Origin of the sequence: Herbidospora sp. NBRC 101105, from assembly GCF_030269205.1 — a bacterium.
Classification (GTDB): domain Bacteria; phylum Actinomycetota; class Actinomycetes; order Streptosporangiales; family Streptosporangiaceae; genus Herbidospora; species Herbidospora solisilvae.
Genome location: NZ_BSSX01000001.1, coordinates 160,662 through 182,235 on the forward strand (window position 1 = coordinate 160,662; position 21,574 = coordinate 182,235).

Here is a 21,574-nt window from a genome sequence, read left to right on the forward strand (position 1 = left end):
CGGTTGCACGAAACATTCCCTTCACTCGTCGGAAACGTCAAGGGGTCAATTTGGAGAAGGCCTTTCCGCCTTGACACTGATGCAACCGTTTGCATTAATTCTCGGCAGAGCGGGACGCGGGCGACCGTGGTCCGCGTCTGGGACCTGCCCTGGAGACAGGGAGGAGAGGAGCTCCGTGGCAGCGACGATCCGTGACGTGGCGCAGGCGTCCGGGGTGCATGTGTCGACCGTCTCGCGCACGTTCTCGGCGCCGCACCTGGTCAACACCGAGACCAGGAACAGGGTCCTGGCCGCGGCGGAGGATCTCGGCTACCGGCCCAACCGGGCCGCCCGCGCCCTGACCACGGGGCGCACTCACAACCTCGGCCTGATCGTGGCCGACATCGCCAACCCGTTCTTCTCCCATTTGATCAAGGGCGCCCAGGCCCACGCCCGGACCCGCGACTACCACGTGTTCGTCGCTGACACCGACGAGGACCCGCAGGTCGAGGAGGAGCTCATCCAGACGCTGGCCAAACAGGTCGACGGTGTGCTGCTGTGCTCCCCGCGTCTGTCCAACCGGGTCATCGAGAAGCTGCGCGAGGACGTCCCGTTCGTCGTGGTCAACCGGCGCATGAAGGGCATGTCCAACGTGCTGATGGACGTCGGCAGCGGCGCCCGCGAGGCCATCGGCCACCTGGTGTCGCTCGGCCACCGCCGGATCGCCCTGCTGGCGGGCCCGGCCGGGTCGTGGACGTCCAGGGAGATCACCGACGCGGCCCACGCGGTGCCCGGCATCGACCTGACCGTCTTCGGCCCCAACTCCCCGACCGAGCACGGCGGCCTGGCGCTGGCCGAGGCGGTCGCGTCGGCCGACGTGACGGGGGTGCTGGCCTACAACGACCTGATGGCGATCGGCCTGGTCGAGGGCCTGACCGCGCTCGGCGTCGAGGTGCCCGGCCGGGTCAGCGTGGTCGGCATAGACGACATCGTGGCCGGGCGCGTCAGCCGGCCCAAGCTGACCACGGTCGCCATGCCCGCCGAGGCCGCCGGGCGGACCGCCGTCGACCTGCTGCTCCAGCTCGTCGGCGCGGGGGAGACGGCCACTCCGGCGCTCGCCACCCTGGCCACCAACCTGATCATCCGCGACTCGACGGGACCGGTGAGGCGTGAACTTCGGACAGACCCCTGAGGGCGAGAAGGTCGAACGGCATGTCCTGACCGGCGGCGGCCTGACCGCCGCGGTGCTCACCTACGGCTGCGTGATCCAGTCGCTGGAGGTCGACGGCGTCGACGTCGTGCTGGGCTGCGACACCCTCGGCGACTACCTGACCCGCAGCCGCTACTTCGGCGCGGTCGTCGGCCGCTACGGCAACCGCATCGCCGGCGGCCGCTTCGACCTCGACGGCACGACCTACCGGCTGGCCCGCAACAACGGCACGGCCGCCCTGCACGGCGGCGTGCGCGGGTTCGACAAACGGGTCTGGTCGGCCTCGGCGGCGGCCGACACGATCGTGCTGCGGCACATGAGCCCCGACGGCGAGGAGGGCTACCCCGGCACGTTGTCGGTCCAGGTCACCTACACCCTGGCCGACCGCGCCCTCCGCATCGACTACGCCGCCGTCACCGACGCCCCGACCGTGCTCAACCTGACCAACCACAGCTACTTCAACCTGGCCGGGGGCGGCGACGTGCTCGGCCACGTGGTGACGATCGACGCCGACGCCTACACGCCGGTCGACGAGCACAAGATCCCCACGGGGGAGCTGGCCCCGGTCGAGGGCACCCCGTTCGACTTCCGCTCGCCCGCTGCCGTCGGCGCGCGGATGGGCGGCGTGTACGACCACAACTACGTGCTCAACCTCGGCGGGCTGATCCGGGTCGAGTGCGGCGACCGGGTCATGGAGGTGGCCACCGACCAGCCGGGCGTGCAGTTCTACGCCGGCGGCATGCTCTCACCCGAGCTCACGCCCTACGGCCCCCACGCCGGCCTCTGCCTGGAGACCCAGCACTTCCCCGATTCGCCCAACCAGCCGGGCTTCCCCTCGGTCGTGCTCCGGCCGGGCGAGGAGTTCCGGTCGTGGACGGAGTATCGCTTTCCCATGCGCTAGCCTGTTCTATGTAGCGGTACGCACTTCCGTCTTACGGGAAGGTTGAGAGATGGACGTCCGGTACGCCACCGCCCCCGACCAGATCCCCGGCATGACGACCGAGCAGCTCCGGGCGCGGTTCCTGGCCGACGGCCTGTTCCGGCCGGGGGTGGTCCGGCTGCTCTACTCCCACGAGGACCGGCTCGTGCTCGGCGGCGCGCTCCCGGCCGCCGGGCCTCTGACGTTGCCGAACCCGTCGGCGCTGGGTTCGGCGACCTTCCTCGAACGCCGTGAGCTGGGCGTGGTCAACGTCGGCCCGCCCGGCACGGTGACGGTCGACGGCTCGGCGTTCGAGCTGGGTGGCCGGGACGTCCTCTACGTCGGCCGGGGCGCTCGCGACGTGACGTTCGAGGGCGGCGCCTTCTACCTGGTCTCCACCACCGCCCACACGAGCCACCCGACCACGCTGTCGACGGACCCCGAACGGCTCGCCCTCGGCGGCCGGGAGGGCGCCAACGAGCGGGTCGTGCACAAGCACATCCACGAGGGCGGGATCCGCAGCTGCCAGCTCGTGCTGGGCGTGACGGTGCTCGCCCCCGGCAGCATGTGGAACACCATGCCCTGCCACACCCACCACCGCCGCACCGAGGCCTACCTCTACTTCGACCTCGGTCCCGACGACCGCGTGATCCACCTGATGGGCGAGCCGGCGCAGACGCGCAACCTGGTGGTGGCCGATCGGGAGGCGGTCGTCTCGCCGCCGTGGTCGGTGCACTGCGGCTTCGGCACCCGCGGCTACGCCTTCGTCTGGGCCATGGGCGGCGAGAACCAGGACTACCAGGACATGGTGCCGGTGGCGATCGGCGACCTGCGGTGAACCCCTTCTCCCTGGAGGGCGTGACCGCCCTGGTCACCGGCGCGCGCACCGGCATCGGCCGGGCCGTCGCCGTCGGGCTGGCCCGCGCCGGGGCCGATCTCGTCCTGCACGGTCACCACGACGACCTCGACGAGGTGGAGGCCGAGGTGGCGGCACTCGGCCGCGCGGCCCGGCGCTGGGTGCTCGACCTGTCCGCGCCCGAGGCGATCCCGGAGGCCGCCGCCGAACTGCTCGCCTCCACGCGGGTGGACGTGCTGGTCAACAACGCCGGCGTCATCCGGCGGGCCCCGGCCGCGGGGCACGCGTACCGGGACTGGCGGGAGGTGCTCGGGGTGAACCTCGACGCCGTCTTCCTGCTGTGCCAGGCGTTCGGGGCGCCCATGCTGGCCCGGGGCAGCGGCAAGATCGTCATGCTGGCCTCGATGTTGTCGTTCCAGGGCGGCGTGACCGTCCCGGGCTACACCGCCGCCAAGCACGGCGTCGCCGGGCTCACCAAGGCGCTGGCCTGCGAATGGGCGGCGGCCGGGGTCCAGGTCAACGCCGTCGCCCCCGGATACGTTGCCACCGCCAACACCGCCCCCCTCCGGGCCGACCCCTCACGCGAGGCCGCGATCAGGGCACGCATCCCCGCCGGGCGGTGGGGCACCCCCGAGGACGTCGCCGGGGCCGCCGTGTTCCTGGCCGGCCCCGCGTCGAATTACGTCAACGGTCACGTTCTGGCCGTGGACGGCGGCTGGCTGGCCCGCTAGTAGGCTCGGGGCGTGGTCAGGGAAGGCAGTTCCATCGACAAGGCGCTCGCGGTCCTCGAGGCGATCGCCGAACATCACCGGATCACCGACATCGCGGCCGCCACGGGCGTCTCGAAGTCGACGGTGCACCGCATCCTCCAGTCGCTGGTGGAGTGGGACTTCGCCCGGACCGACGGCAACGGCGGCTACGAACCGGGCCCCCGCATCCTCACCCTGGCCGGGCGCGTGATGAGCCGCTTCGACCCGGCCCGCCAGGCCGCCACGGCCCTGCGGGCCCTCCACGAACGCACCGGCTTCACCACCCACTTCGCCATCCGCAGCGGCGACGAGGCCGTCTACGTCGAGAAGCTGGAGGGTCGCCGCCCCTACCAGATGCCCTCGCGCGTCGGCATGAGCCTGCGCCTCTACTCGACGGCCATCGGCAAGGCGGTGCTGGCCCAGCTCGACGACGACGAGGTCCGCGCCATCGTGGCCCGCACCCAGCCGGTCAAGCTGACCCCCAACACCGTCGTGGGCGAGGAGGAACTGCTCGCCCACCTGGTCGGCGTCCGCGCGGCGGGTTACGCCGTCGACGACGAGGAGAACGTGCCGGGCATCCGCTGCGTCGGCGCGGCCGTCTTCGACCACACCGGCCAGGTGTTCGGCGGCATCTCCATCTCGACGCTGGCGATGGACCTGGAGCCCGAGGCGCTGCGGGAACTGGCCCCCGAGATCGTGTCGGCGGCCCGCGAGGTGTCGCTGGCGCTCGGCGCCCCGACGACCCTCACCCGCCGCTGACCGGGTCTCCCAGCAGGTCTTCGATCTCGGCGGCCGCCGCGACCCGGCCCGTTCCGCCCCGGCCCGCCAGCGAGAGCGACGCCGCCGCCGTGCCCGCCCGCACCGCGTCCGGCAGCGACGCCCCTCGGGCCAGCCAGGCCGCCATCGCGCCGGTGAAGTTGTCGCCCGCCCCCGTCTGGTCGACGACCAGCCGTGCGGGCACCGCCGGGATCTCGTGCAGCCGGTCGCCCTCGGCCAGCAGCACGCCCTCGGCCCCCATCGTCACGGCCACAGAAGGGGCCCCCAGGTCGCGCACGCGGCGGACCGTCTCGACCGGATCGGCGGTGCCCACGAGGGCCACGCTGTCGGCGGGGGATGAAATTTTCACGATCGCGGTGTGGGGCGCGACGGCGCGCAGGGTCGCGGCGGCGGCTTCCGGGGCGGTCAGGCGGGCCCGGAAGTTCGCGTCGTAGACGACCTGGCCGGTGGCGTTCGCGGAGGCGGATCTGACCGCCTGGTCGCAGGTCTCCGACAACGCGGCGGTGATGCCGCTCAGCACCAGCACGCGGGCCAGGGCGGCGGGGGAGTCGGCCAGGTCGGCGGGTGTCAGGCGGGAGGCCGCCGACCCCTGCCGCAGATAGGCGAAGGCACGTTCGCCCGACGGGTCGGCGCCCACCACGTAGGCGCCCGTCGGGCCGGTGCCCGGGGTCAGCCAGCGGGTGTCGACGCCGTGGCCGGCGGCGAAGCGGATCAGCCGTTCGCCGAACTCGTCGTCGCCCAGGCGGGACACCAGGGCGGTGCGGGCCCCGGCGGCGGCCGCGGCGACCGCCACGTTCAGGGCGTCGCCGGAGAAGGACAGGCGGAAGGTCTCGGCCTCGGTCAGCGGATGGTCGGCGGAGAATTCGACCAGCGGTTCGCCTGCCACGACCACATCCATGCGCACCTTCTTCTGTTGTTCCATGTAGTGGAATATGGTCTTATTTTACGCAACGCCTAGGGAGGACGTCATGCCCAACATCACCGTGGAACTGCTGTCCGGCCGGACCATGGACCAGCGCAGGGACTTCGTCGCCGCCGTCACCGAGGCCGCCGTCGACATTCTGAAGGCCCGCCCCGAGGCGGTGCGAATCGTGTACTGGGAGATCGAGAAGTCCGACGTCGCCAACGGCGGCGTCCTGGAGTCCGACCGCTAGACGTGCGAAGGCCCCCACCGCGCCATGGGGGCCTTCCTTCCTCAGGTACGCGCGGGGTCGTGGTCGTCGTTCAGGGAGTCGACCAGTTCGTCGCGGTCGCGGGTGCGCTCGGGCCGCAGGAGGCCGACGGCGACGTACAGGACCAGAGAGGTCACCAGGGGCACGCCGACCACCACGGCCTGGTCGGTCGAGCCGGCGATCCACTTCACGTAGGCCCAGACCGACAGGCCGGCCGCCCACGACACGATGGCCGCCAGCGGGCCGCTGCGGCGGAACCAGGGCAGCATGCCGAGCATCAGCGGGATCGAGATCGGGCCCATCGTCGCCGCCACCAGGTCGACCACGATCTTCAGCACCATCCCCTGGCCCTCGGTGGTGATCGCGATGACCATGCTGATCAGCACGAACACGAAGGTGGTCACGCGGGCGAAGGTGAGCTGCGCCGCGTCGGCCAGGCGGCGTAACCGGGGCATCAGCACGGGCGCGATGTCGCGGGTGATCACCGAGGAGATCACGTTGGCGTCGGAGGAGACCATCGCCATCGTGTGGGAGAAGAACCCCGCCAGCACCAGGCCGACGACCCCCTGCGGCAGCAGGGTCTGCGCCAGCTTCACGTAGGCCTCCTCGGCGTTGGCCAGGCCCGGCACGATGAGCGGCGCGGCGAACATCGGGATGAACAGGATCAGCGGCCAGACCAGCCAGAGCGCGCTCGACAGCAGCGCCGACCGCTTCGCCTCGCTGCCGCTCGGCGCGGCCATGTAGCGCTGCGCCAGGTTCCACATCCCGCCGTTGTACTCGAAGGTCTTGATGAACAGCAGCGCCAGGAAGAACGTCACCGTGTACGGCCCGGCGAACGGGTCGCCGTGGCCCTCGGGCAGCCGGTCCCACATCGTCCACAACGTGGGCAGCCCGTCGAGGTGGCTCAGCACCGCGAAGAACATCGCGATCCCGGCGACGCCCTGGATGACGAACTGCCCGAAGTCGGTCAGCACGTCGGCCCACAGGCCCCCGGCCGTGATGTAGACCATCGTGACGAGCCCGGTGACCAGGATGCCCCAGAAGATCGGGATGCCCGCGAACCCGCGCAGCAGGATCGCGATGGCCACCCACTTGGCCGCGATGTCGACCACCTTGAGCAGCGCGCCGCTGTAGGCGAGCACCTGCTGGGCCGGCAGGTTGTAGCGCCGGGCCAGGTATTCCAGCGGGGAGGCCACGCCGTGCGCGGCCCGCAGCCGGTTCCACCGCGCCGCCCACAGGAAGGCCCCGATGCCGACGCCGATGCCGATGGTGAGGGCCCACCAGACGTACATGGCCAGGCCGTAGTTGTAGGCGACCGCCGCGAACGCGACGAACATGATCGCGCTGTAGCCGGACATGTGGTGCGAGATCCCGGCGAGCCACCAGGGAATGCGCCCGCGCGCGGTGAAGAAGTCGACGACGGTGTGGACGCGGCCCTTGGACCAGACGCCGATGCCGATCATCACGACGAAGTAGGCGGCCAGGACCGACCAATCGAGAGCAGACATGCCTGGAGATTCCACTACACAGAACGGCGTGTCAACACATAGAAAAGCGTTCCGCCACATGAAACTTTCAAGGCCTTTTTTGTGTACGCCCATGTCGCGAAGATCGATCTGACCTCATCGTTTCACTACATGAAACAGGCGCTTATGTTGTGCAGCGACCTTGAGAAGGGAGCTTCACACGTGTCCAGATTGAGTGTCAGAAGACGGCTGCTCGCCGTCTTCGGCGCCGCCGTCCTGGCCGTCGCCGGCGTCGTGGTCCCGCTGACCACGAGCGCCCACGCGGCCCCGGGCGCCGGTACGTACTCCGTGGTCAACCGGGGCAGCAACCTCTGCCTCGACGTGCTGAACTTCAGCACGGCCGACAACGCCGGGCTGATCCAGTACGCCTGCACCGGCACCACCAACCAGCGTTTCACCCTGACCGCCCAGAACGGCGGCTACCGCATCACCGCCGGGCACAGCGGCAAGTGCCTGGGCGTCCAGGACAACAGCAGCTCGGCGGGCAAGGCGATCGTCCAGCAGACCTGCAACGGGTCCGCCTCGCAGACCTGGACGTTCTCCGACGCTTCCAGCGGCACCCGGATCGTCAACGGCAACGGCGGCAAGTGCGTGAACACACGCGACAACTCCACCGCCTCCAACGCCGTCATCCAGCAGAACTCCTGCGACAACGTGGTGACCAAGCACTGGACGTTCACCCCGTCGAGCGGCCCGCAGCCCACGCCGACGGTCACCCCGACCCCCAACCCGACCCCCACGGTCACCCCGACGGTCGGCCCGCCGCCCGGCGGACTGGTCGGCTGGGCCACCCAGGGCGGCGGCACCACCGGCGGCGGCAACGCCTCGGCCACCACCGTCACCAGCTCGGGCGCGCTGACCACGGCGATGTCCGGGACCAACGCGGCCGTGATCCGGGTCTCCGGGACGATCTCCTGCTCCGGCATGCTCCGCGTCGGCTCGAACAAGACGATCATCGGCAACTCCGGGGCGGTCATCCAGGGCTGCGGCCTGAACGTCGCGGAGGCCACCAACGTGATCATCCGCAACCTGACCTTCCGGAACTGGAACGACGATGCGATAAACGTCCAGTACTCCACGCGGGTCTGGATCGACCACAACACCCTGTCCAACGGCTACGACGGCGCCATCGACGTCAAGCGGGCCAGCGACTACGTGACGATCTCGTGGAACCGCATCTACGACCACGACAAGTCGATGCTGCTCGGCCACGACGACGGCAACGGCTCCGAGGACCGCGGCCACCTGCGGGTGACCTACCACCACAACTGGTTCGACGGCACCGGCCAGCGCCACCCGCGCGTCCGGTTCGGCAACCCGGTCCACGTCTACAACAACTACTACGGCGGCGTGACCAGCTACGGCGTGGCCTCGACCGAGGGCGCGGGCGTGCTCGTCGAGGGCAACTACTTCGAGAACACCGAAGACCCCTACCACCTGGGCGAGGGCGACTCCGGCCCCGGCACCCTGGTGGCCCGCAACAACCACTTCGTCAACTCGGGCACGGGCCAGGCCGGCGGCAGCGTCGCGTCGATCCCGTACTCCTACTCCCTCGACACCGCCTCCAGCGTCAAGTCCATCGTGACCTCCGGCGCGGGCGCGGGCCGGATCAACCTCTAGCACGTCACCCGGTCCCCTGACCTGACCGGGCGACACGGAACAGGAGGCGCCGGCCCTCACGGGGGCCGGCGCCTCTCCGCGGCCTGAGCTCCTGCGCCGGGCCGGCGGTTCGGGCTCCACCACGGGGACATCCCCGCGTGCGCGCACCAGCGCGGGCCTGCGGCCAGAGCCGGTCGTATGGCCGGCCACGCGAAGCCGTAACGGAAAGGAACTTCGAGACCCACGACGGCGATGCACGGTTGGGCGGCGCGCTTACGTGTTTATGTGGCGGTTGCGCAATACCGTGACCATCATGGCCACCCGTGCGTCCTCCGGTGGGAAGCGGCCGACGTCTCGGCAGACGCCACGTCCCGCCCCCCGCCCGACCGTCAAGAAGAAGGCGCCACCGCCCCGCCGGAAGCCGGCCCCGCCCAGGCGGCCGGTCGGCACCGGGAACGACCCGCTGTCGTGGGTGTTCCTGATGATCGGCAAGCTCGTCGTCGGCATCTGGACCCTGATCGCGAACGCGATCGGCGGCGCGGCGCGGGCCATCGGCAACGGCGCCCGCGACCTCGACCCCGCCCACCGGCGCGACGGCCTCGGCCTGGCCGTGCTGGCGGGCGCGATCGTGCTGGCCGCGATGACGTGGCGGACCAGCAAGGGCTCGGTGGCCACGGTGGTCGACGCGGTCGTGCGGGGCACGGTCGGGTCGCTCTTCTGGTCGGTGCCGCTGATCATGGGCCTGATCGCCTGGCGGCTGCTGCGCCACCCCGACCAGAACGGCGAGACGGGCCGCATGCTGATCGGCTTCACCGCGCTGGCGGCCGGCATCCTCGGCATCGTGCACGTCGCGCACGGCACCCCCTATCCGGCGGGCACCGCCGACGACGGCATGGAGAAGGTATCGGCCGCCGGGGGCATGCTCGGGTTCATCGTGGCCGCGCCGCCCGACAGCATCCTGCCGTCGTTCATCACGATCCCGCTGCTGCTGATGCTGGCCGGGTTCGGCGCGCTGGTGGTCACCGCGACGCCGATCCACCGGGTGCCCGAGCGGCTGGGTGAGATCAAGGTGCTGCTGTTCCAGAAGCCCTTCGAGAACTCCTCCGACAGGAAGCCGAAGAAGAAGCCGGCGCGTCCCGAGCCGGGGGAGCACGTCAAGCCCTACGACACGCCGATACTGCGGGAGAAGCCGACCGACCACTCGCCGGAGATCGTGCCGGGCCTCGTCGACGACGTGCCGCTGCCGCCTCCGGCCGACGAGCCGCCGGCGCCCCAGCAGACGCTGCCGCCCGAGCCCACCCCCGCGCCGCGCAAGGTCGAGCAGCTCATGCTCTCGCCGCAGGCCGGTCCCTACACGCTCCCCGACACCCAGATGCTCCGCCCCGGCAGCGCGCCGAAGGCCGAGACCAAGGCCAACAAGACCGTCGTCAACGCGCTGACCAGCGTGCTGGAGCAGTTCGCCATCGACGCCCAGGTCACCGGGTTCACGCGTGGCCCGACCGTGACCCGCTACGAGATCGAGCTGGGCCCCTCGGTGAAGGTCGAGAAGGTCACCGCGCTCACCAAGAACATCGCCTACGCCGTCAAGTCGGCCGACGTGCGCATCCTGTCGCCGATCCCCGGCAAGTCGGCGATCGGCGTGGAGATCCCCAACGTCGACAAGGACCTGGTGTCGCTGGGCGACGTGCTGCGCTCGCAGGTGGCCCAGGCCGACCACCACCCGATGATCGTCGGCCTCGGCAAGGACGTCGAGGGCCGCACCATCGTGGCCAACCTGGCCAAGATGCCGCACATCCTCATCGCGGGCGCCACCGGCGCGGGCAAGTCGACCTGCATCAACGGCCTGATCACCTCGGTGCTCATGCGGGCCACCCCCGACGAGGTCCGGATGGTCCTGGTCGACCCCAAGCGGGTGGAGCTGTCCGCGTACGAGGGCATCCCCCACCTCATCACCCCGATCATCACCAACCCGAAGAAGGCCGCCGAGGCCCTCGAATGGGTCGTGGGGGAGATGGACCGCCGCTACGACGACCTGGCCGCCAGCGGCTTCCGGCACGTCGACGACTTCAACAAGGCCGTCAGGGCCGGCAGCCTCGTGGCCCCGCCAGGCAGCGAGCGGGTCTACCAGCCCTACCCCTACCTGCTGGTGATCGTCGACGAGCTGGCCGACCTGATGATGGTCGCCCCCCGCGACGTCGAGGACTCGATCGTGCGTATCACCCAGCTCGCCCGCGCGGCCGGCATCCACCTCGTGATCGCCACCCAGCGGCCCTCGGTCGACGTCGTCACCGGCCTGATCAAGGCCAACGTGCCCTCGCGGCTGGCGTTCGCCACCTCCTCGCTCGCCGACTCGCGGGTCATCCTCGACCAGCCCGGCGCCGAGAAGCTGGTGGGCCAGGGTGACGCGCTGTTCCTCCCGATGGGCGCCAGCAAGCCGATGCGCCTGCAGAACGCGTTCGTCTCGGAGAAGGAGATCGCCGAGGTCGTCGGCCACTGCAAGGCCCAGATGCAGGTCGAATACCGCTCGGACGTGGCCGCCCAGGCGACCGCCAAGAAGGAGATCGACGAGGAGATCGGCGACGACCTCGACCTGCTGATCCAGGCCGCCGAGCTGATCGTGACGACCCAGTTCGGCTCGACCTCGATGTTGCAGCGCAAGCTGCGCGTCGGGTTCGCCAAGGCGGGCCGCCTGATGGACCTGCTCGAATCGCGCAACGTCGTCGGCCCGAGCGAGGGCTCCAAGGCCCGTGAGGTGATGGTGAAGCCGGACGAACTCGCCGGATTGCTCGCAGATCTCCGGGGTGGTGACCCCGGCGCTACAACATAGTGATGTTACTGATTGAATGTAACTCACTACTCAGCGTCGGGATGGGCGGGGGGCCGCAGATGTCCATCGGTGGAACGATCTCGGATGCGCGCGAGCACAGGGGGCTGTCCGTAGCCGACCTGAGCCGGCGCACCCGGATCCGCGAGGCGATCATCGCCGCGATCGAGCGCGACGACTTCTCCGCGTGCAACGGAGACTTCTACGCCCGGGGCCACCTGCGGGCCCTGGCCCGCGAGCTGGGCCTGGAGGGCGACGCCCTGGTCCGCGAGTACGACGCCCTCACAGGCGGCCCGCGCCCCGGCGTGGGCGCGATGTACCCGATCGACAAGGGCATCAAGCTGCGCGAACGCCGAACGCCCAACTGGACGCTCGCGATGGCGGTCGCGATCGCCATCGTGGCCGTCTTCGGCGTCGGGCGCATCATGGGCAGCGCGATCAAGACGCCCGAGAAGCAGTCGGTCAAGGTCGACTCGGCGCCGGCGGCGGCCAAGGCGGCGCCTCCGGCGGCCGCTCCGGCGGCCCCGGCCAAGGCGGCCACCCACGTCACCGTGAAGATCACCGCCACCAGCGAGGCCTGGATCCAGGTCCGCGACGCCAAGAACAAGAACGTCTTCATGGGCGTGATCCCGACCGGCGACAGCCGCAGCTTCCGGGTCAAGGAGAAGGCCCGCCTGACCTTCGGCAACGCGGGGTCGGTGCAGCTCAACGTGAACGGCCGCGACCTGGGCGCCCCGGGCCGCCCCGGGGAGACCGTCAAGCGGACCTACGGGGTCGAGGTCCCGCGTCCCCGCTAGTGGCCGATCCCCGATACCGTAGCTTCATCATGTCTTCACGCCGAACCGTTTCCATGATCACGCTGGGCTGCGCCCGCAACGAGGTCGACTCAGAGGAGCTCGCCGCGCGGCTGGAATCCGCAGGCTGGGCGCTGGGCGACGACGACCCCGACGTGATCGTGGTCAACACCTGCGGGTTCATCGAGTCGGCGAAGAAGGACTCGATCGACACCATCCTCGCGGCGGCCGACTCGGGCGCCAAGGTCGTGGCCGCCGGGTGCATGGCCGAGCGCTACGGCACCGAGCTGGCCGGGGCGCTGCCCGAGGCCGCCGCGGTGTTGTCGTTCGACGACTACACCGACATCGGCGCCCGCCTCGACGACGTGCTCGAAGGGCGGGCGCTGACCGCCCACACGCCGCGCGACCGGCGGGCCCTGCTGCCCATCAGCCCGGTCGAGCGGCACGCCGCGCCCGTCGCGGTGCCCGGCCACGGCGACCTGCCGGCCGGGCTCGCGCCCGCCTCCGGCCCGCGCACGCTGCGCAGGCGGCTGACCGGCGGGCCGGTCGCCTCGCTGAAGTTGGCCTCGGGCTGCGACCGGCGCTGCACCTTCTGCGCGATCCCGGCCTTCCGCGGCGCCTACGTCTCGCGCCGCCCCGACGACCTGCTGGCCGAGGCCGCCTGGCTGGCCGGTCAGGGCGTGCGGGAGCTCGTCCTGGTCAGCGAGAACTCCACCTCCTACGGCAAGGACCTGGGCGACCTCAGGGCGCTCGAGAAGCTGCTGCCGCAGCTCGCCGCCGTCGAGGGCATCGACCGGGTCCGGGTCAGCTACCTGCAGCCCGCCGAGCTCCGGCCCGGCCTGCTCGACGTGATCGCCGGCACCGAGGGCGTCGCGCCCTACTTCGACCTGTCGTTCCAGCACGCCAGCAACGCGGTGCTGCGCCGCATGCGGCGGTTCGGCGACCCGGCCCAGTTCCTCGGGCTGCTGAAGCAGATCCGCGAGCGGGCCCCCGAGGCGGGCGTGCGGTCCAACTTCATCGTCGGCTTCCCCGGCGAGACCGAGGAACAGTTCGGCGAGCTGGTCGCGTTCCTCGAAGAGGCGCGTCTCGACGTCATCGGGGTGTTCGGCTACTCCGACGAAGACGGCACCGAGGCCGCGGGGTTCGAGGGCAAGCTCGACCAGGACGTCGTCGACGAGCGGGTGGCGATCCTCACCGAACTGGCCGAGGAGCTCACCGCCCAGCGGGCGGAGGAGCGCATCGGCACCGAGTTGTCGGTGCTCGTCGAAGACGACCTGGGCGACGGCGGCTACGAGGGCCGCGCCGCCCACCAGGGCCCCGAGGTCGACGGCTCGGTCACGGTCCAGGGCATCGGCCTGGTGCCGGGGCAGATCGTCCGCGCCGTCGCGGTCGACTCGGAAGGGGTTGACCTGATCGCGAGGATCAAGGCCACGACGTGACCCAGAGCAACGACCAGCCACGGGACTCGGCCCCGTCGGTCATGGCCGACGCCGCCCCCGAGCGGCTGGTGGTGACCGATCCGGTCGAGCCGGCCGCGCCTCCCGTGAGCGCCTGGAACATCGCCAACGCGCTCACGGTCGTGCGGCTGCTGGTCGTTCCCGCGTTCATCGTGTTCCTGTTCCTCGAGGGCGACGGCTGGCGGCTGGCCGCGCTCGGCGTCTTCATGTTCGCCTCGATCACCGACCAGCTCGACGGCTTCCTGGCCCGCAGATACGGCCTGATCACCGACTTCGGCAAGATCGCCGACCCGATCGCCGACAAGGCGCTCATCGGGTCGGCGCTGGTCTGCCTGTCTCTCCTCGGCGAGCTGCCCTGGTGGGTGACCGTCGTGATCATCGCCCGTGAGCTGGGCGTGACGGCGCTGCGGTTCGTGGTGATCCGGTTCGGCGTCATCCCGGCCAGCACCGGCGGGAAGATCAAGACCGTCCTGCAGATCTTCGCCGTCGGGTTCTTCCTCGTGCCGGACCTGCTCGACGTCGTGCGCTGGGCCACCATGGGAACCGCCGTCCTCGTGACGGTGGCGACCGGCGTCGACTACGTTGTGCGGGCAGTCAGACTGCGCCAGGTGGCCCGGAGGGAACAGGTGTGATCGACTCGACCGCAGCGAAGGTGATCTCCCTGCTCGCGGAGCGGGGTGAGACTTTCGCCGTGGCCGAATCCCTCACCGGTGGGCTCATCGGGGCGACCGTGACCGGTGTGGCCGGCTCCTCGGCCGCCTTCGTCGGCGGCGTGATCAGCTACGCCACCGATCTGAAGACCCGGCTGCTCGGCGTGCCGGCCGATCTGCTGGCCCGCGAGGGCGCCGTCCACCCCGACGTGGCCGCCGCGATGGCCGCCGGCGTGCGGAAGCTCACCGGCGCGACCTGGGCGGTCGCGGTGACCGGCGTGGCCGGCCCCGAGCCCCAGGACGGCAGGCCGGTCGGCACCGTCTTCTGCGGCCTGAGTGGTCCCGGAGACGTCTCGAAAGTCGTTGACCTGCGATTGACCGGAGACCGCTCATCCATCCGTATCCATACGTGTGAGATGGCTTTGGATCTACTTCTAGGTGTGCTGCTGGCCAATTCGGGGGAACATTCGGGGTGATTACCGCGTTACGTCCCCAGCGAACATGCTCACCATGGTCTGCCGTGGTGTCGCTCGATACAGGTACGGTGGAGCTGTGAGTGAGGTCCGTGAGCCATCGGCGAGGAGCAAGTCCACGGCGCGCCCGGCGCAGGGGCCGAGCGAGCCAATGATGACGGCGAGGAGTATGTACGAAGGGCGTGGAAAGAACGGGCGATATGAACCGAAAGCGCGGAGCGTCGTGACGGCTCCCGCGCCGGGAAGGGAGCGACAGATGGTCCTGCTGCGTCAGCTTCTCGGCGACGTCCTGCGGCGGCTACGGGTGCGGCAGAGCCGCACACTGCGCGAGGTCTCCACGCTGGCACGGGTCTCCCTCGGCTATCTGTCCGAGGTGGAGCGTGGTCAGAAGGAGGCGTCGTCCGAGCTGCTCGCCTCGATCTGCGGTGCCCTGGGTGTGCCGCTTTCGCAGGTGTTGCGGGAAGTCTCCGATCAGTTCGCGCTCGCCGAGCTTCAGCACGCGCCTGTCTTGGCCGACGTGCCCGAGCGTGAGCGCCTGCCCATCACGGAGACCGTGCCCTCCGGTCCGGAGTTCGACGGTTTCCCCGAAGTCAAGGACATGGTGGCCGCCTAGCCCGGCTGGCAGCGCGGGCACCAGTAGATCACCCGCTCCTGCGGTTGTGATCCCATTTCTCCACGTTCAATGATCGTTCCACAGACGCGGCAGGGAAGGTGCGCCCTGCCGTAGACGAACAACGCACGACCCGGTCTCGGGTCGCCGGTCGTGACCGGTCCATGTTCGTTCTTGTTCTCCACCAGGAGGCGGTGGGCCGTTTCGGCCAGCCCCGCCAGATCCGCCACGTCCCCGGTGCGCCGCCACGGCCCGACACGGGTGACGAAGAGCGTCTCCGCACGCCATATCGTGCCGATCCCCGCGAGATTGCGCTGGTCGAGCAGCGCCTCCCCGATCGTGCGGTCAGGATCCTTGAGCAGGTTGGCGACGGCCTTCCCCGTGTCCCAGTCGGAGCCGAGCAGGTCGGGGCCGAGATGCCCGACGACCTGGTCCTCCCTCGCGGTGGGCAGCAGGTCGACCACGCCGAGCCTGATGCCGACGGCCTGCCAAACACTGTTGGCCAGCACGACCCTGACGACGTCGCCACCCCTCAGCGGGGCGCCCGCCCTGGTGACCCGCCACGATCCGTCCATGCGCAGATGGGTGTGCAGCGTCACGCCGCCCTCGACCCGCGTGAGCAGGTTCTTCCCCCGGCTCACCGTGGTCAGCACCCGCCGTCCGCGCAGGTCGGCGGTGGCGTAGCGGGGCACCCGGAAGTCGGAGCGGGTCAGCTCCCGGTCGTCGAGCGCCTCCCGCAGCCGCTTCGCGGTGCGGTAGACGGCGTCGCCCTCAGGCACCTGCGCCTCCGGTGACCGGACACCCGAGCAGGGAACGATCGCGCACCGGCCTACTGAGCACCGGGCTCTCAGGCATCGGGCTCTCAGGCACCGGGCTTTCCGGTGTCGGGGCTCCGGGCGTCGGCCCTTGAGGCATCAGACGGGCGCGTTGGGGGAGTCCCAGGCCGAGGGGTCGTCGGAGAGGTCGGTGACCCGCTTCGGGAGGTCGCCCGTCGCGATCTGGTCGAGGGTGACCTCTTCGAGGATGGCCCGTTCACTGGCCCGCAGGGCGATCCAGACCTGCTGGAGGGCCTGGGCCGCGCCGGTGTAGCCGACGTGTTCGGGGCGTTCGCCGCGGACGTTGGCCAGCGGGCCGTCGACCGCGCGGATCACGTCGGCCAGGGAGATCTGGCTGGCCGGACGGGCCAGCACGTAGCCGCCCTCAGGGCCGCGCTGGCCGCGGACCAGGCCGGCCCGGCGCATCTGGAGCAGGATGTTCTCCAGGTATTTGGGCGGCATCTCCTGGCCCTTGGCGAGTTCGCCCACCGTGGTCGGGCCGTCGCCGGACGCGGCCAGCTCGGCCGCCGCCCGCAGGGCGTAGTCGACACGCGCAGAAAGTCGCATGTAAACGATTATCCCGCCTGGTTGGCACTGGTTGGCCTGGGTCCCCCATCTCAGCCGACGCGGATCCGCACGACGACGGGCAGATGATCGGAGAACGGCACCCGGGGAACCTCGGCGGACACGGCCGTGAGTCCCGGGCTGAGCAGCACGTGGTCGATGCGTCTGACCGGATCGTCGGCGGGTGAGGTCGGCGGGTCGCCGAACAGTTTGAGCGGGTCGGTCAGCCCGATTTCGGTCAGCAGGCGGTGGAAGGCCGGGTCGCCGGGGGCGAGGTTCAGGTCGCCGGCCACCACGGCCGGCGGGCGGGGCGTCACGCTGGACAGTGCGGCGCTCTGGATCTCGGGTTCCTGGAGATGGGTGTTGACGATGGCGACCGGCTTGCCGCCGATCTCCACGGTCACGCTCTGGGCCTGCGCGCCGGTCGGGTACCCCTCGGTGACCAGGGGTACCGAGTAGACGTTCCGGACGGGGAGGTTGGTCAGCACCGCGTCGCCCCAGAGTTCGTCGGCCGCGGGGGCGAAGTGGTAGTGCATGCCCAGGCGGGTGGCGATGCGGTCGAGGTCGTCGTGGCCGCCGTTGAGGAACCAGCCGCGGTCGACCTCGCTGAGCAGCACGACGTCGGGCTTCTTGGAGGCGGCCCAGTCGGCGATCCGGTCCAGGTCGAGGGTGCCGGACAGGCCGAAACCCATCCGGATGTTGTACGTGATCAGCGTGAACTCGTCGCGGTCGACGGCCACGCCGGGGCTCTCGACGCCCGACGGCCTGGGGAACGTCCACAGGGCGATCACCGCCAGCGCCGCAGCGATGGCCGGGCGGATCCCGGGCAGGTCGGGCAGCCGCACGGCGGTCGCGGCGATCACGACGCCGAACGCCAGCGGGACGTAGGCGTTGTCGAAGCCCAGGACCATGTCATAGGCGGCGTAGTAGACGAATGTGCCGACGAAGAAGAGGATCATGCCGGCCAGCAGCGCGCCCCCGGCGTGGCGGCCCGCCGGGCAGGTCCCGGCCACGCGCAGGCACCATCCCAACCCCAGGGCGAAGATCGGCAGCGTGGCGACGTGGAGACGGCCGTCGTCGTGGGCGATCCAGGCCGCGACGACCATGAGAATGGGCGCGAGCTGGGCCGGGTGGCCGTATACCCCGGCCAGGGCGAGCACCGCCAGGGCGGCCAGCAGCGCCAGCGTGGGCCACAGGCGGTCATGGGGCGTCACGCCGTTGCCGATCAGCGCGGACGGGCCCAGGTACATCCCCGTCAGCAGCAGCGCGGGGCCGAAGGCGAACCACAGGCGGCCGGGGGCGGGCTCGGTCGTCCCGGTGACGCCCAGCGCGGCCCAGACGAAGGCGGCGGCGGCCAGTACGGCGGGGATCCACGGCAGCGGGCCGTCGCGCCAGACCAGGTCCAGGTGGCCGATCGACAGGTGGAGGGCCTGGGAGAGCGCGAGGCCGAGGGGGAGGGCCAGGCGGGCGTGGGGGGCGGCCACGAGCCTGGCGGCGCCGTACAGGAAGACGATGCCGGCGGTGACCGACACGGCGCTCACATAGAGCTGGGGGAGACCGCCGTCGGTGGCCTGGAGGGCCAGGCGGCCCACCGCCAGGACGGCGCCGCCGCCCAGCAGCGCCCATCTCGCCGGTAAGAGCAGCGCGGCCAGCGGGAGGACGAACCACAACGCCGCGAAGAGGCCCAGCTGCTCCGGCGGGGTGTCGCCGGCCTGGCCGTAGATGGTGATCAGGGACGGGAACAGGACGCGCACGGCGTCCATGAAAAGGAGCAGACCCAGAGTCACTGCCGCCACCGGACGCATGAAGTGATCCTTTCGCCCGGGTGGGAGCGGTATCAAGGGTCGATTTCCGGGAGCCCGTATAGTCGCTAAGCTGGCCGGAAAAGTTTGTTGACAGTTGTCGCGGGGGCGATCATAGAAAGCAGGAGCATGGAGCGACGTCCTGGCGTGCCCAGGTTGCTCCGGGAGATCAACGACCGGGCCGCCCTCGAACTTCTGCTGGCCTCCGGGCCGCTGACGCGCGGCCAGATCGGTGACCTGACCGGTCTGTCCAAGGTGACCGCCTCCCAGACGTTGTCGCGACTTGAGGAGCGGGGGCTCGTCGAGGTCGTCGGAGAGCAGGCGGGGAACCGGGGGCCCAACGCGGCCCTCTACGGCGTGATCGCCTCGTGCGCCTACGTGGCGGGGCTCGACGTAGGGCCCGAACACGTCACCGCGGCCATCGCCGACATCAAGGGCGACGTGGTGGCCGAGGTCACCGCCACGCCCAACGGCTCCGACGACCCCGTCTCGATGGTGCACAACGCGGTCGTGAAGGCCTGCCGGTCGGCCAAGGTCGCCTTGTCGCGGCTGAAGGGCGTCGTGATCGGCACGCCCGGCGTCGTCGACCCGCGCACCGGCGACGTGCAGTTCTCCTTCGACCTGCCCCACTGGCACGAGGGCATCCACGAGGCGCTGGCGCGCGACCTGAAGCGGTCGGTGCGGATCGAGAACGACGTGAACCTCGCCGCCATCGCCGAGCGGTCGAACGGCGCGGCCCGGCGGGCCGACGACTTCGTGCTGCTCTGGGTCGGGCGCGGCATCGGCCTGGCCGTCGTGCTGGGCGGGCGGCTGCACCGCGGGCGTTCGGGCAGCGCGGGCGAGATCGGCTACCTGCCGGTGCCGGGTGTGCCGCTGGCTGAGGACGTGCGGTCGGAGCCGGGGCGGCTGCCCTCGCTCGCGGGTGGTCTGCAGTCGCTGGTGAGCTCCGTCGCGGTGCTCGACCTGGCCCGCGACCTCGGGTTCGAGGGGGCCACGGCGGCCGAGTGCGTGACCGCCGCCGTCGACGCGGGCGACCAGGGCGACCGGCTGCTCGACGAGATCGCCTCCCGGCTGGCACTCGGGGTGGCGTCGGTGTGCGTGGTGCTCGACCCGGGGCTGGTCGTGCTCGCCGGAGAGGTCGGGCTGGCCGGGGGCGTGTCCCTGACCGGCCGGGTCGAACAGGCGGTGGCCCGCATCTGCCCGATCCGGCCGCAGGTCGTGACCTCCGAGGTGCCCGGCAATCCGGTGCTGCGCGGCGCGGTCATCGCCGCTTTGGAACAGGCGCGCGAGGAGATCTTCGCGTCCTAGTCAGGCGGTGAGGAGTTCGACCGCCGCCTGGGCGTTGGCGCGGGCGGCGCCGTAGGTCGCGATGTGCACGCCGTGGTCGGGGCGCCAGATCGGCAGGCCCATCTCCATGACCACGCCGTCGGGGCGGGCCGAGACGAGTTCGGTCACCAGGTCGCGGCTGGCGGGGTAGCGGTGGGCGTCCTTGACGACCACGACCAGCGACCGGCCCCGGGCCCGCGTGAGCAGGTCGGCGGCGTGCGCCTCCTCGGGCTTGACCCGGACGATCTCCGCCTCCGGCAACCACGGCGCGACGCCCCACGGCACGTCGCCGACGGCGATCGTGGGCGGGGTGTCGACCTCGACCACGAACGGGTTGCGCAGCGGCAGCGTGGCCCCGCTGATCCGGACCGCGCGGCGGGCGGCCTGCAGGCCGACCACGGTGTCCTCGGCGTGCTGGCCTCGGGTCTCGCGCGCCCAGTCGCGCAGGCGCTGCGCACGGGCCACGGCCTCCTCCAGGCGCTCGACCGCCAGGTCGCCCGCCCGGACCGCCGCCACGATGGCGCCGATGACGGCCTCGGTCTCCGCCTGCGTCGGGATCGACCCCATGCACAGCAGGTCGGCGCCCGCCTTGAGCGACAACACCGCGCCGCCGCCCAGGCCCACGCTCTTGGTGATGGCGTGCATGTCGAGGGCGTCGGTGACGACCACGCCGTCGTAGCCGAGTTCGCCGCGCAGCAGCGTGGTCAGCGCGCGCGGGCTGAGCGTGGCCGGGGTGTCGCCGGTCAGCGCCGGGACGGCCACGTGGGCGGTCATGATCGACCGGGTGCCGGCCTCGATCGCGGCCCGGAACGGGGCCAGCTCGCGCTCGCGCAGCAGTTCCAGGGAGGCGTCCACGACCGGGATGGCCAGGTGGGAGTCCTCCGTGGTCGCGCCGTGGCCGGGGAAGTGCTTCACGCAGGCGGCCACGCCGAGCGACTGGAGGCCGCGGACGGCGGCGACCGTGTGGCGGGACACGAGCGCGGCGTCGGAGCCGAAGGAGCGGGTGCCGATCACCGGGTTGTCGTCGGCGGTGTTGACGTCGGCCGACGGGGCCATGTCGAGGTTGACGCCGGCCTTCACGAGGTCGCCCGCGATCGAGCGGTAGACCCGCTCGGTCAGGTCGACGTCGTCGACGGCGCCGAGCGCCGCGTTGCCCGGGTATTCGCTGCCGACGTGGTAGGCGAGCCGGGTGACGTCGCCGCCCTCCTCGTCGAGCGAGATCACCGGGTCGCCGGCGTTCGTCAGGCTCGACGTGAGCGTGGCGACCTGTTCGGGGCCTTCGACGTTGAAGCCGAAGAGGCAGACGCCGCCGAGACCTCCGGCCAGGCCGTCCAGCACCCAATCGGGCGCGGCCGGGCCTCGGAAGGTCACGAGCAGCGTGCCGGCCGCGAGACGGCGCAGCCCCCGATCGCTGTGGCTCGCGGGTACTTCAGGCATGGGGATTCATGACTCCGATCATGGACATGGGAGGG

At 71.1% G+C, this 21,574-nt stretch carries 20 protein-coding genes; 14 read left to right on the plus strand and 6 right to left on the minus strand.

The genetic code is table 11. The features are described 5' to 3' along the window. Positions 1-175: 175 nt before the first annotated feature. From QSK34_RS00715 to QSK34_RS00735, 5 genes are read left to right on the plus strand one after another with little or no spacing between them, the layout of a single operon-like run. Entirely contained in the window at positions 176-1,171 is a 996-nt protein-coding gene (locus QSK34_RS00715; RefSeq protein WP_137251968.1) for a LacI family DNA-binding transcriptional regulator, read from the plus strand. Further along, positions 1,149-2,090, plus strand: a complete 942-nt coding sequence (locus QSK34_RS00720; RefSeq protein ID WP_285578754.1) for an aldose epimerase family protein — start codon at positions 1,149-1,151, stop codon at positions 2,088-2,090. Before QSK34_RS00715 ends, QSK34_RS00720 begins: the two co-directional genes overlap by 23 nt. Before the next feature lie 49 nt (positions 2,091-2,139). Continuing rightward, positions 2,140-2,946: a 5-dehydro-4-deoxy-D-glucuronate isomerase gene (gene kduI, locus QSK34_RS00725; RefSeq protein ID WP_285578756.1), complete on the plus strand. Its 807-nt coding sequence runs from the start codon at positions 2,140-2,142 to the stop codon at positions 2,944-2,946. Next, on the plus strand, positions 2,943-3,695 hold the full coding sequence (locus QSK34_RS00730) for an SDR family oxidoreductase (RefSeq protein ID WP_285578758.1): 753 nt from the start codon (positions 2,943-2,945) through the stop codon (positions 3,693-3,695). Before kduI ends, QSK34_RS00730 begins: the two co-directional genes overlap by 4 nt. 12 nt (positions 3,696-3,707) lie before the next feature. Further along, on the plus strand, positions 3,708-4,472 hold the full coding sequence (locus tag QSK34_RS00735; RefSeq protein ID WP_161480498.1) for an IclR family transcriptional regulator: 765 nt from the start codon (positions 3,708-3,710) through the stop codon (positions 4,470-4,472). Here the strand turns inward: QSK34_RS00735 and QSK34_RS00740 are convergent. Further along, positions 4,459-5,412 carry a sugar kinase gene (locus QSK34_RS00740; RefSeq protein WP_285578761.1) on the minus strand — a complete coding sequence of 318 codons (954 nt, stop codon included), beginning with the start codon at positions 5,410-5,412 and terminating at the stop codon, positions 4,459-4,461. The two genes, QSK34_RS00735 and QSK34_RS00740, sit on opposite strands and share 14 nt — an antisense overlap. A 46-nt stretch (positions 5,413-5,458) precedes the next feature. Between QSK34_RS00740 and QSK34_RS00745 the strand changes: the two genes are divergently transcribed. Then, positions 5,459-5,644: a tautomerase family protein gene (locus QSK34_RS00745; RefSeq protein WP_030450844.1), complete on the plus strand. Its 186-nt coding sequence runs from the start codon at positions 5,459-5,461 to the stop codon at positions 5,642-5,644. Positions 5,645-5,685: 41 nt separating this feature from the next. Here QSK34_RS00745 and QSK34_RS00750 read toward each other — a convergent pair whose 3' ends face one another. Next, positions 5,686-7,170, minus strand: coding sequence for a sodium:solute symporter family protein (locus QSK34_RS00750; protein ID WP_285578766.1), 1,485 nt, complete (start codon positions 7,168-7,170; stop codon positions 5,686-5,688). Positions 7,171-7,350: 180 nt separating this feature from the next. Here QSK34_RS00750 and QSK34_RS00755 point away from each other — a divergent pair, with 180 nt between their 5' ends. The 7 genes from QSK34_RS00755 (at position 7,351) to QSK34_RS00785 (ending at position 15,598) form a co-directional block, all read left to right on the plus strand. Beyond that, on the plus strand, positions 7,351-8,808 hold the full coding sequence (locus QSK34_RS00755) for a pectate lyase family protein (RefSeq protein WP_285578769.1): 1,458 nt from the start codon (positions 7,351-7,353) through the stop codon (positions 8,806-8,808). A gap of 292 nt (positions 8,809-9,100) precedes the next feature. Continuing rightward, a complete protein-coding gene (locus QSK34_RS00760; protein WP_285578773.1) occupies positions 9,101-11,614 on the plus strand; it encodes an FtsK/SpoIIIE family DNA translocase in 2,514 nt (837 codons plus the stop codon). A 59-nt stretch (positions 11,615-11,673) separates the two neighbouring features. Continuing rightward, positions 11,674-12,408 carry a helix-turn-helix domain-containing protein gene (locus QSK34_RS00765; RefSeq protein WP_285578777.1) on the plus strand — a complete coding sequence of 245 codons (735 nt, stop codon included), beginning with the start codon at positions 11,674-11,676 and terminating at the stop codon, positions 12,406-12,408. A gap of 29 nt (positions 12,409-12,437) precedes the next feature. Then, entirely contained in the window at positions 12,438-13,844 is a 1,407-nt protein-coding gene (gene rimO / locus QSK34_RS00770; protein ID WP_285578779.1) for a 30S ribosomal protein S12 methylthiotransferase RimO, read from the plus strand. A 41-nt stretch (positions 13,845-13,885) separates the two neighbouring features. Next, positions 13,886-14,494 (plus strand): CDP-diacylglycerol--glycerol-3-phosphate 3-phosphatidyltransferase, encoded by a 609-nt coding sequence (gene pgsA, locus QSK34_RS00775; protein WP_161480646.1) that lies wholly within the window; start codon positions 13,886-13,888, stop codon positions 14,492-14,494. After that, positions 14,491-14,988, plus strand: coding sequence for a CinA family protein (locus QSK34_RS00780; protein ID WP_502875345.1), 498 nt, complete (start codon positions 14,491-14,493; stop codon positions 14,986-14,988). The genes pgsA and QSK34_RS00780 overlap by 4 nt, the downstream gene beginning before the upstream one ends. A 253-nt stretch (positions 14,989-15,241) precedes the next feature. Continuing rightward, on the plus strand, positions 15,242-15,598 hold the full coding sequence (locus QSK34_RS00785; RefSeq protein ID WP_030450836.1) for a helix-turn-helix domain-containing protein: 357 nt from the start codon (positions 15,242-15,244) through the stop codon (positions 15,596-15,598). Here the strand turns inward: QSK34_RS00785 and QSK34_RS00790 are convergent. The 3 genes from QSK34_RS00790 to QSK34_RS00800 all read right to left on the minus strand — a co-directional run bounded on the left by QSK34_RS00790 (position 15,595) and on the right by QSK34_RS00800 (position 18,737). Continuing rightward, the gene (locus QSK34_RS00790; RefSeq protein ID WP_285578783.1) at positions 15,595-16,374 is read right to left on the minus strand and encodes a DNA-formamidopyrimidine glycosylase family protein; all 780 of its coding nucleotides are present in this window, start codon (positions 16,372-16,374) and stop codon (positions 15,595-15,597) included. The genes QSK34_RS00785 and QSK34_RS00790 overlap by 4 nt on opposite strands. Before the next feature lie 135 nt (positions 16,375-16,509). Continuing rightward, on the minus strand, positions 16,510-16,977 hold the full coding sequence (locus QSK34_RS00795) for an RrF2 family transcriptional regulator (RefSeq protein WP_030450834.1): 468 nt from the start codon (positions 16,975-16,977) through the stop codon (positions 16,510-16,512). A gap of 50 nt (positions 16,978-17,027) precedes the next feature. Next, on the minus strand, positions 17,028-18,737 hold the full coding sequence (locus QSK34_RS00800) for an endonuclease/exonuclease/phosphatase family protein (protein WP_285578787.1): 1,710 nt from the start codon (positions 18,735-18,737) through the stop codon (positions 17,028-17,030). Between the two features lie 168 nt (positions 18,738-18,905). Here QSK34_RS00800 and QSK34_RS00805 point away from each other — a divergent pair, with 168 nt between their 5' ends. Next, the gene (locus QSK34_RS00805; protein WP_161480490.1) at positions 18,906-20,084 is read left to right on the plus strand and encodes an ROK family transcriptional regulator; all 1,179 of its coding nucleotides are present in this window, start codon (positions 18,906-18,908) and stop codon (positions 20,082-20,084) included. Here QSK34_RS00805 and QSK34_RS00810 read toward each other — a convergent pair whose 3' ends face one another. Beyond that, the gene (locus tag QSK34_RS00810) at positions 20,085-21,539 is read right to left on the minus strand and encodes a glycoside hydrolase family 3 protein (protein WP_285578791.1); all 1,455 of its coding nucleotides are present in this window, start codon (positions 21,537-21,539) and stop codon (positions 20,085-20,087) included. Positions 21,540-21,574 lie beyond the last annotated feature (35 nt).

What these genes read in the sequence shown, in the direction of transcription:
- kduI (WP_285578756.1), top strand. Translation starts at nt 2,140, where the DNA reads ATGGACGTCCGGTACGCCACCGCCCCCGACCAGATCCCCGGCATGACG.
- QSK34_RS00740 (WP_285578761.1), bottom strand. Translation starts at nt 5,412, where the DNA reads ATGGAACAACAGAAGAAGGTGCGCATGGATGTGGTCGTGGCAGGCGAA.
- QSK34_RS00745 (WP_030450844.1), top strand. Translation starts at nt 5,459, where the DNA reads ATGCCCAACATCACCGTGGAACTGCTGTCCGGCCGGACCATGGACCAG.
- QSK34_RS00750 (WP_285578766.1), bottom strand. Translation starts at nt 7,170, where the DNA reads ATGTCTGCTCTCGATTGGTCGGTCCTGGCCGCCTACTTCGTCGTGATG.
- QSK34_RS00760 (WP_285578773.1), top strand. Translation starts at nt 9,101, where the DNA reads ATGGCCACCCGTGCGTCCTCCGGTGGGAAGCGGCCGACGTCTCGGCAG.
- QSK34_RS00765 (WP_285578777.1), top strand. Translation starts at nt 11,674, where the DNA reads ATGTCCATCGGTGGAACGATCTCGGATGCGCGCGAGCACAGGGGGCTG.
- rimO (WP_285578779.1), top strand. Translation starts at nt 12,438, where the DNA reads ATGTCTTCACGCCGAACCGTTTCCATGATCACGCTGGGCTGCGCCCGC.
- pgsA (WP_161480646.1), top strand. Translation starts at nt 13,886, where the DNA reads ATGGCCGACGCCGCCCCCGAGCGGCTGGTGGTGACCGATCCGGTCGAG.
- QSK34_RS00785 (WP_030450836.1), top strand. Translation starts at nt 15,242, where the DNA reads ATGGTCCTGCTGCGTCAGCTTCTCGGCGACGTCCTGCGGCGGCTACGG.
- QSK34_RS00795 (WP_030450834.1), bottom strand. Translation starts at nt 16,977, where the DNA reads ATGCGACTTTCTGCGCGTGTCGACTACGCCCTGCGGGCGGCGGCCGAG.
- QSK34_RS00800 (WP_285578787.1), bottom strand. Translation starts at nt 18,737, where the DNA reads ATGGACGCCGTGCGCGTCCTGTTCCCGTCCCTGATCACCATCTACGGC.
- QSK34_RS00805 (WP_161480490.1), top strand. Translation starts at nt 18,906, where the DNA reads ATGGAGCGACGTCCTGGCGTGCCCAGGTTGCTCCGGGAGATCAACGAC.
- QSK34_RS00810 (WP_285578791.1), bottom strand. Translation starts at nt 21,539, where the DNA reads ATGCCTGAAGTACCCGCGAGCCACAGCGATCGGGGGCTGCGCCGTCTC.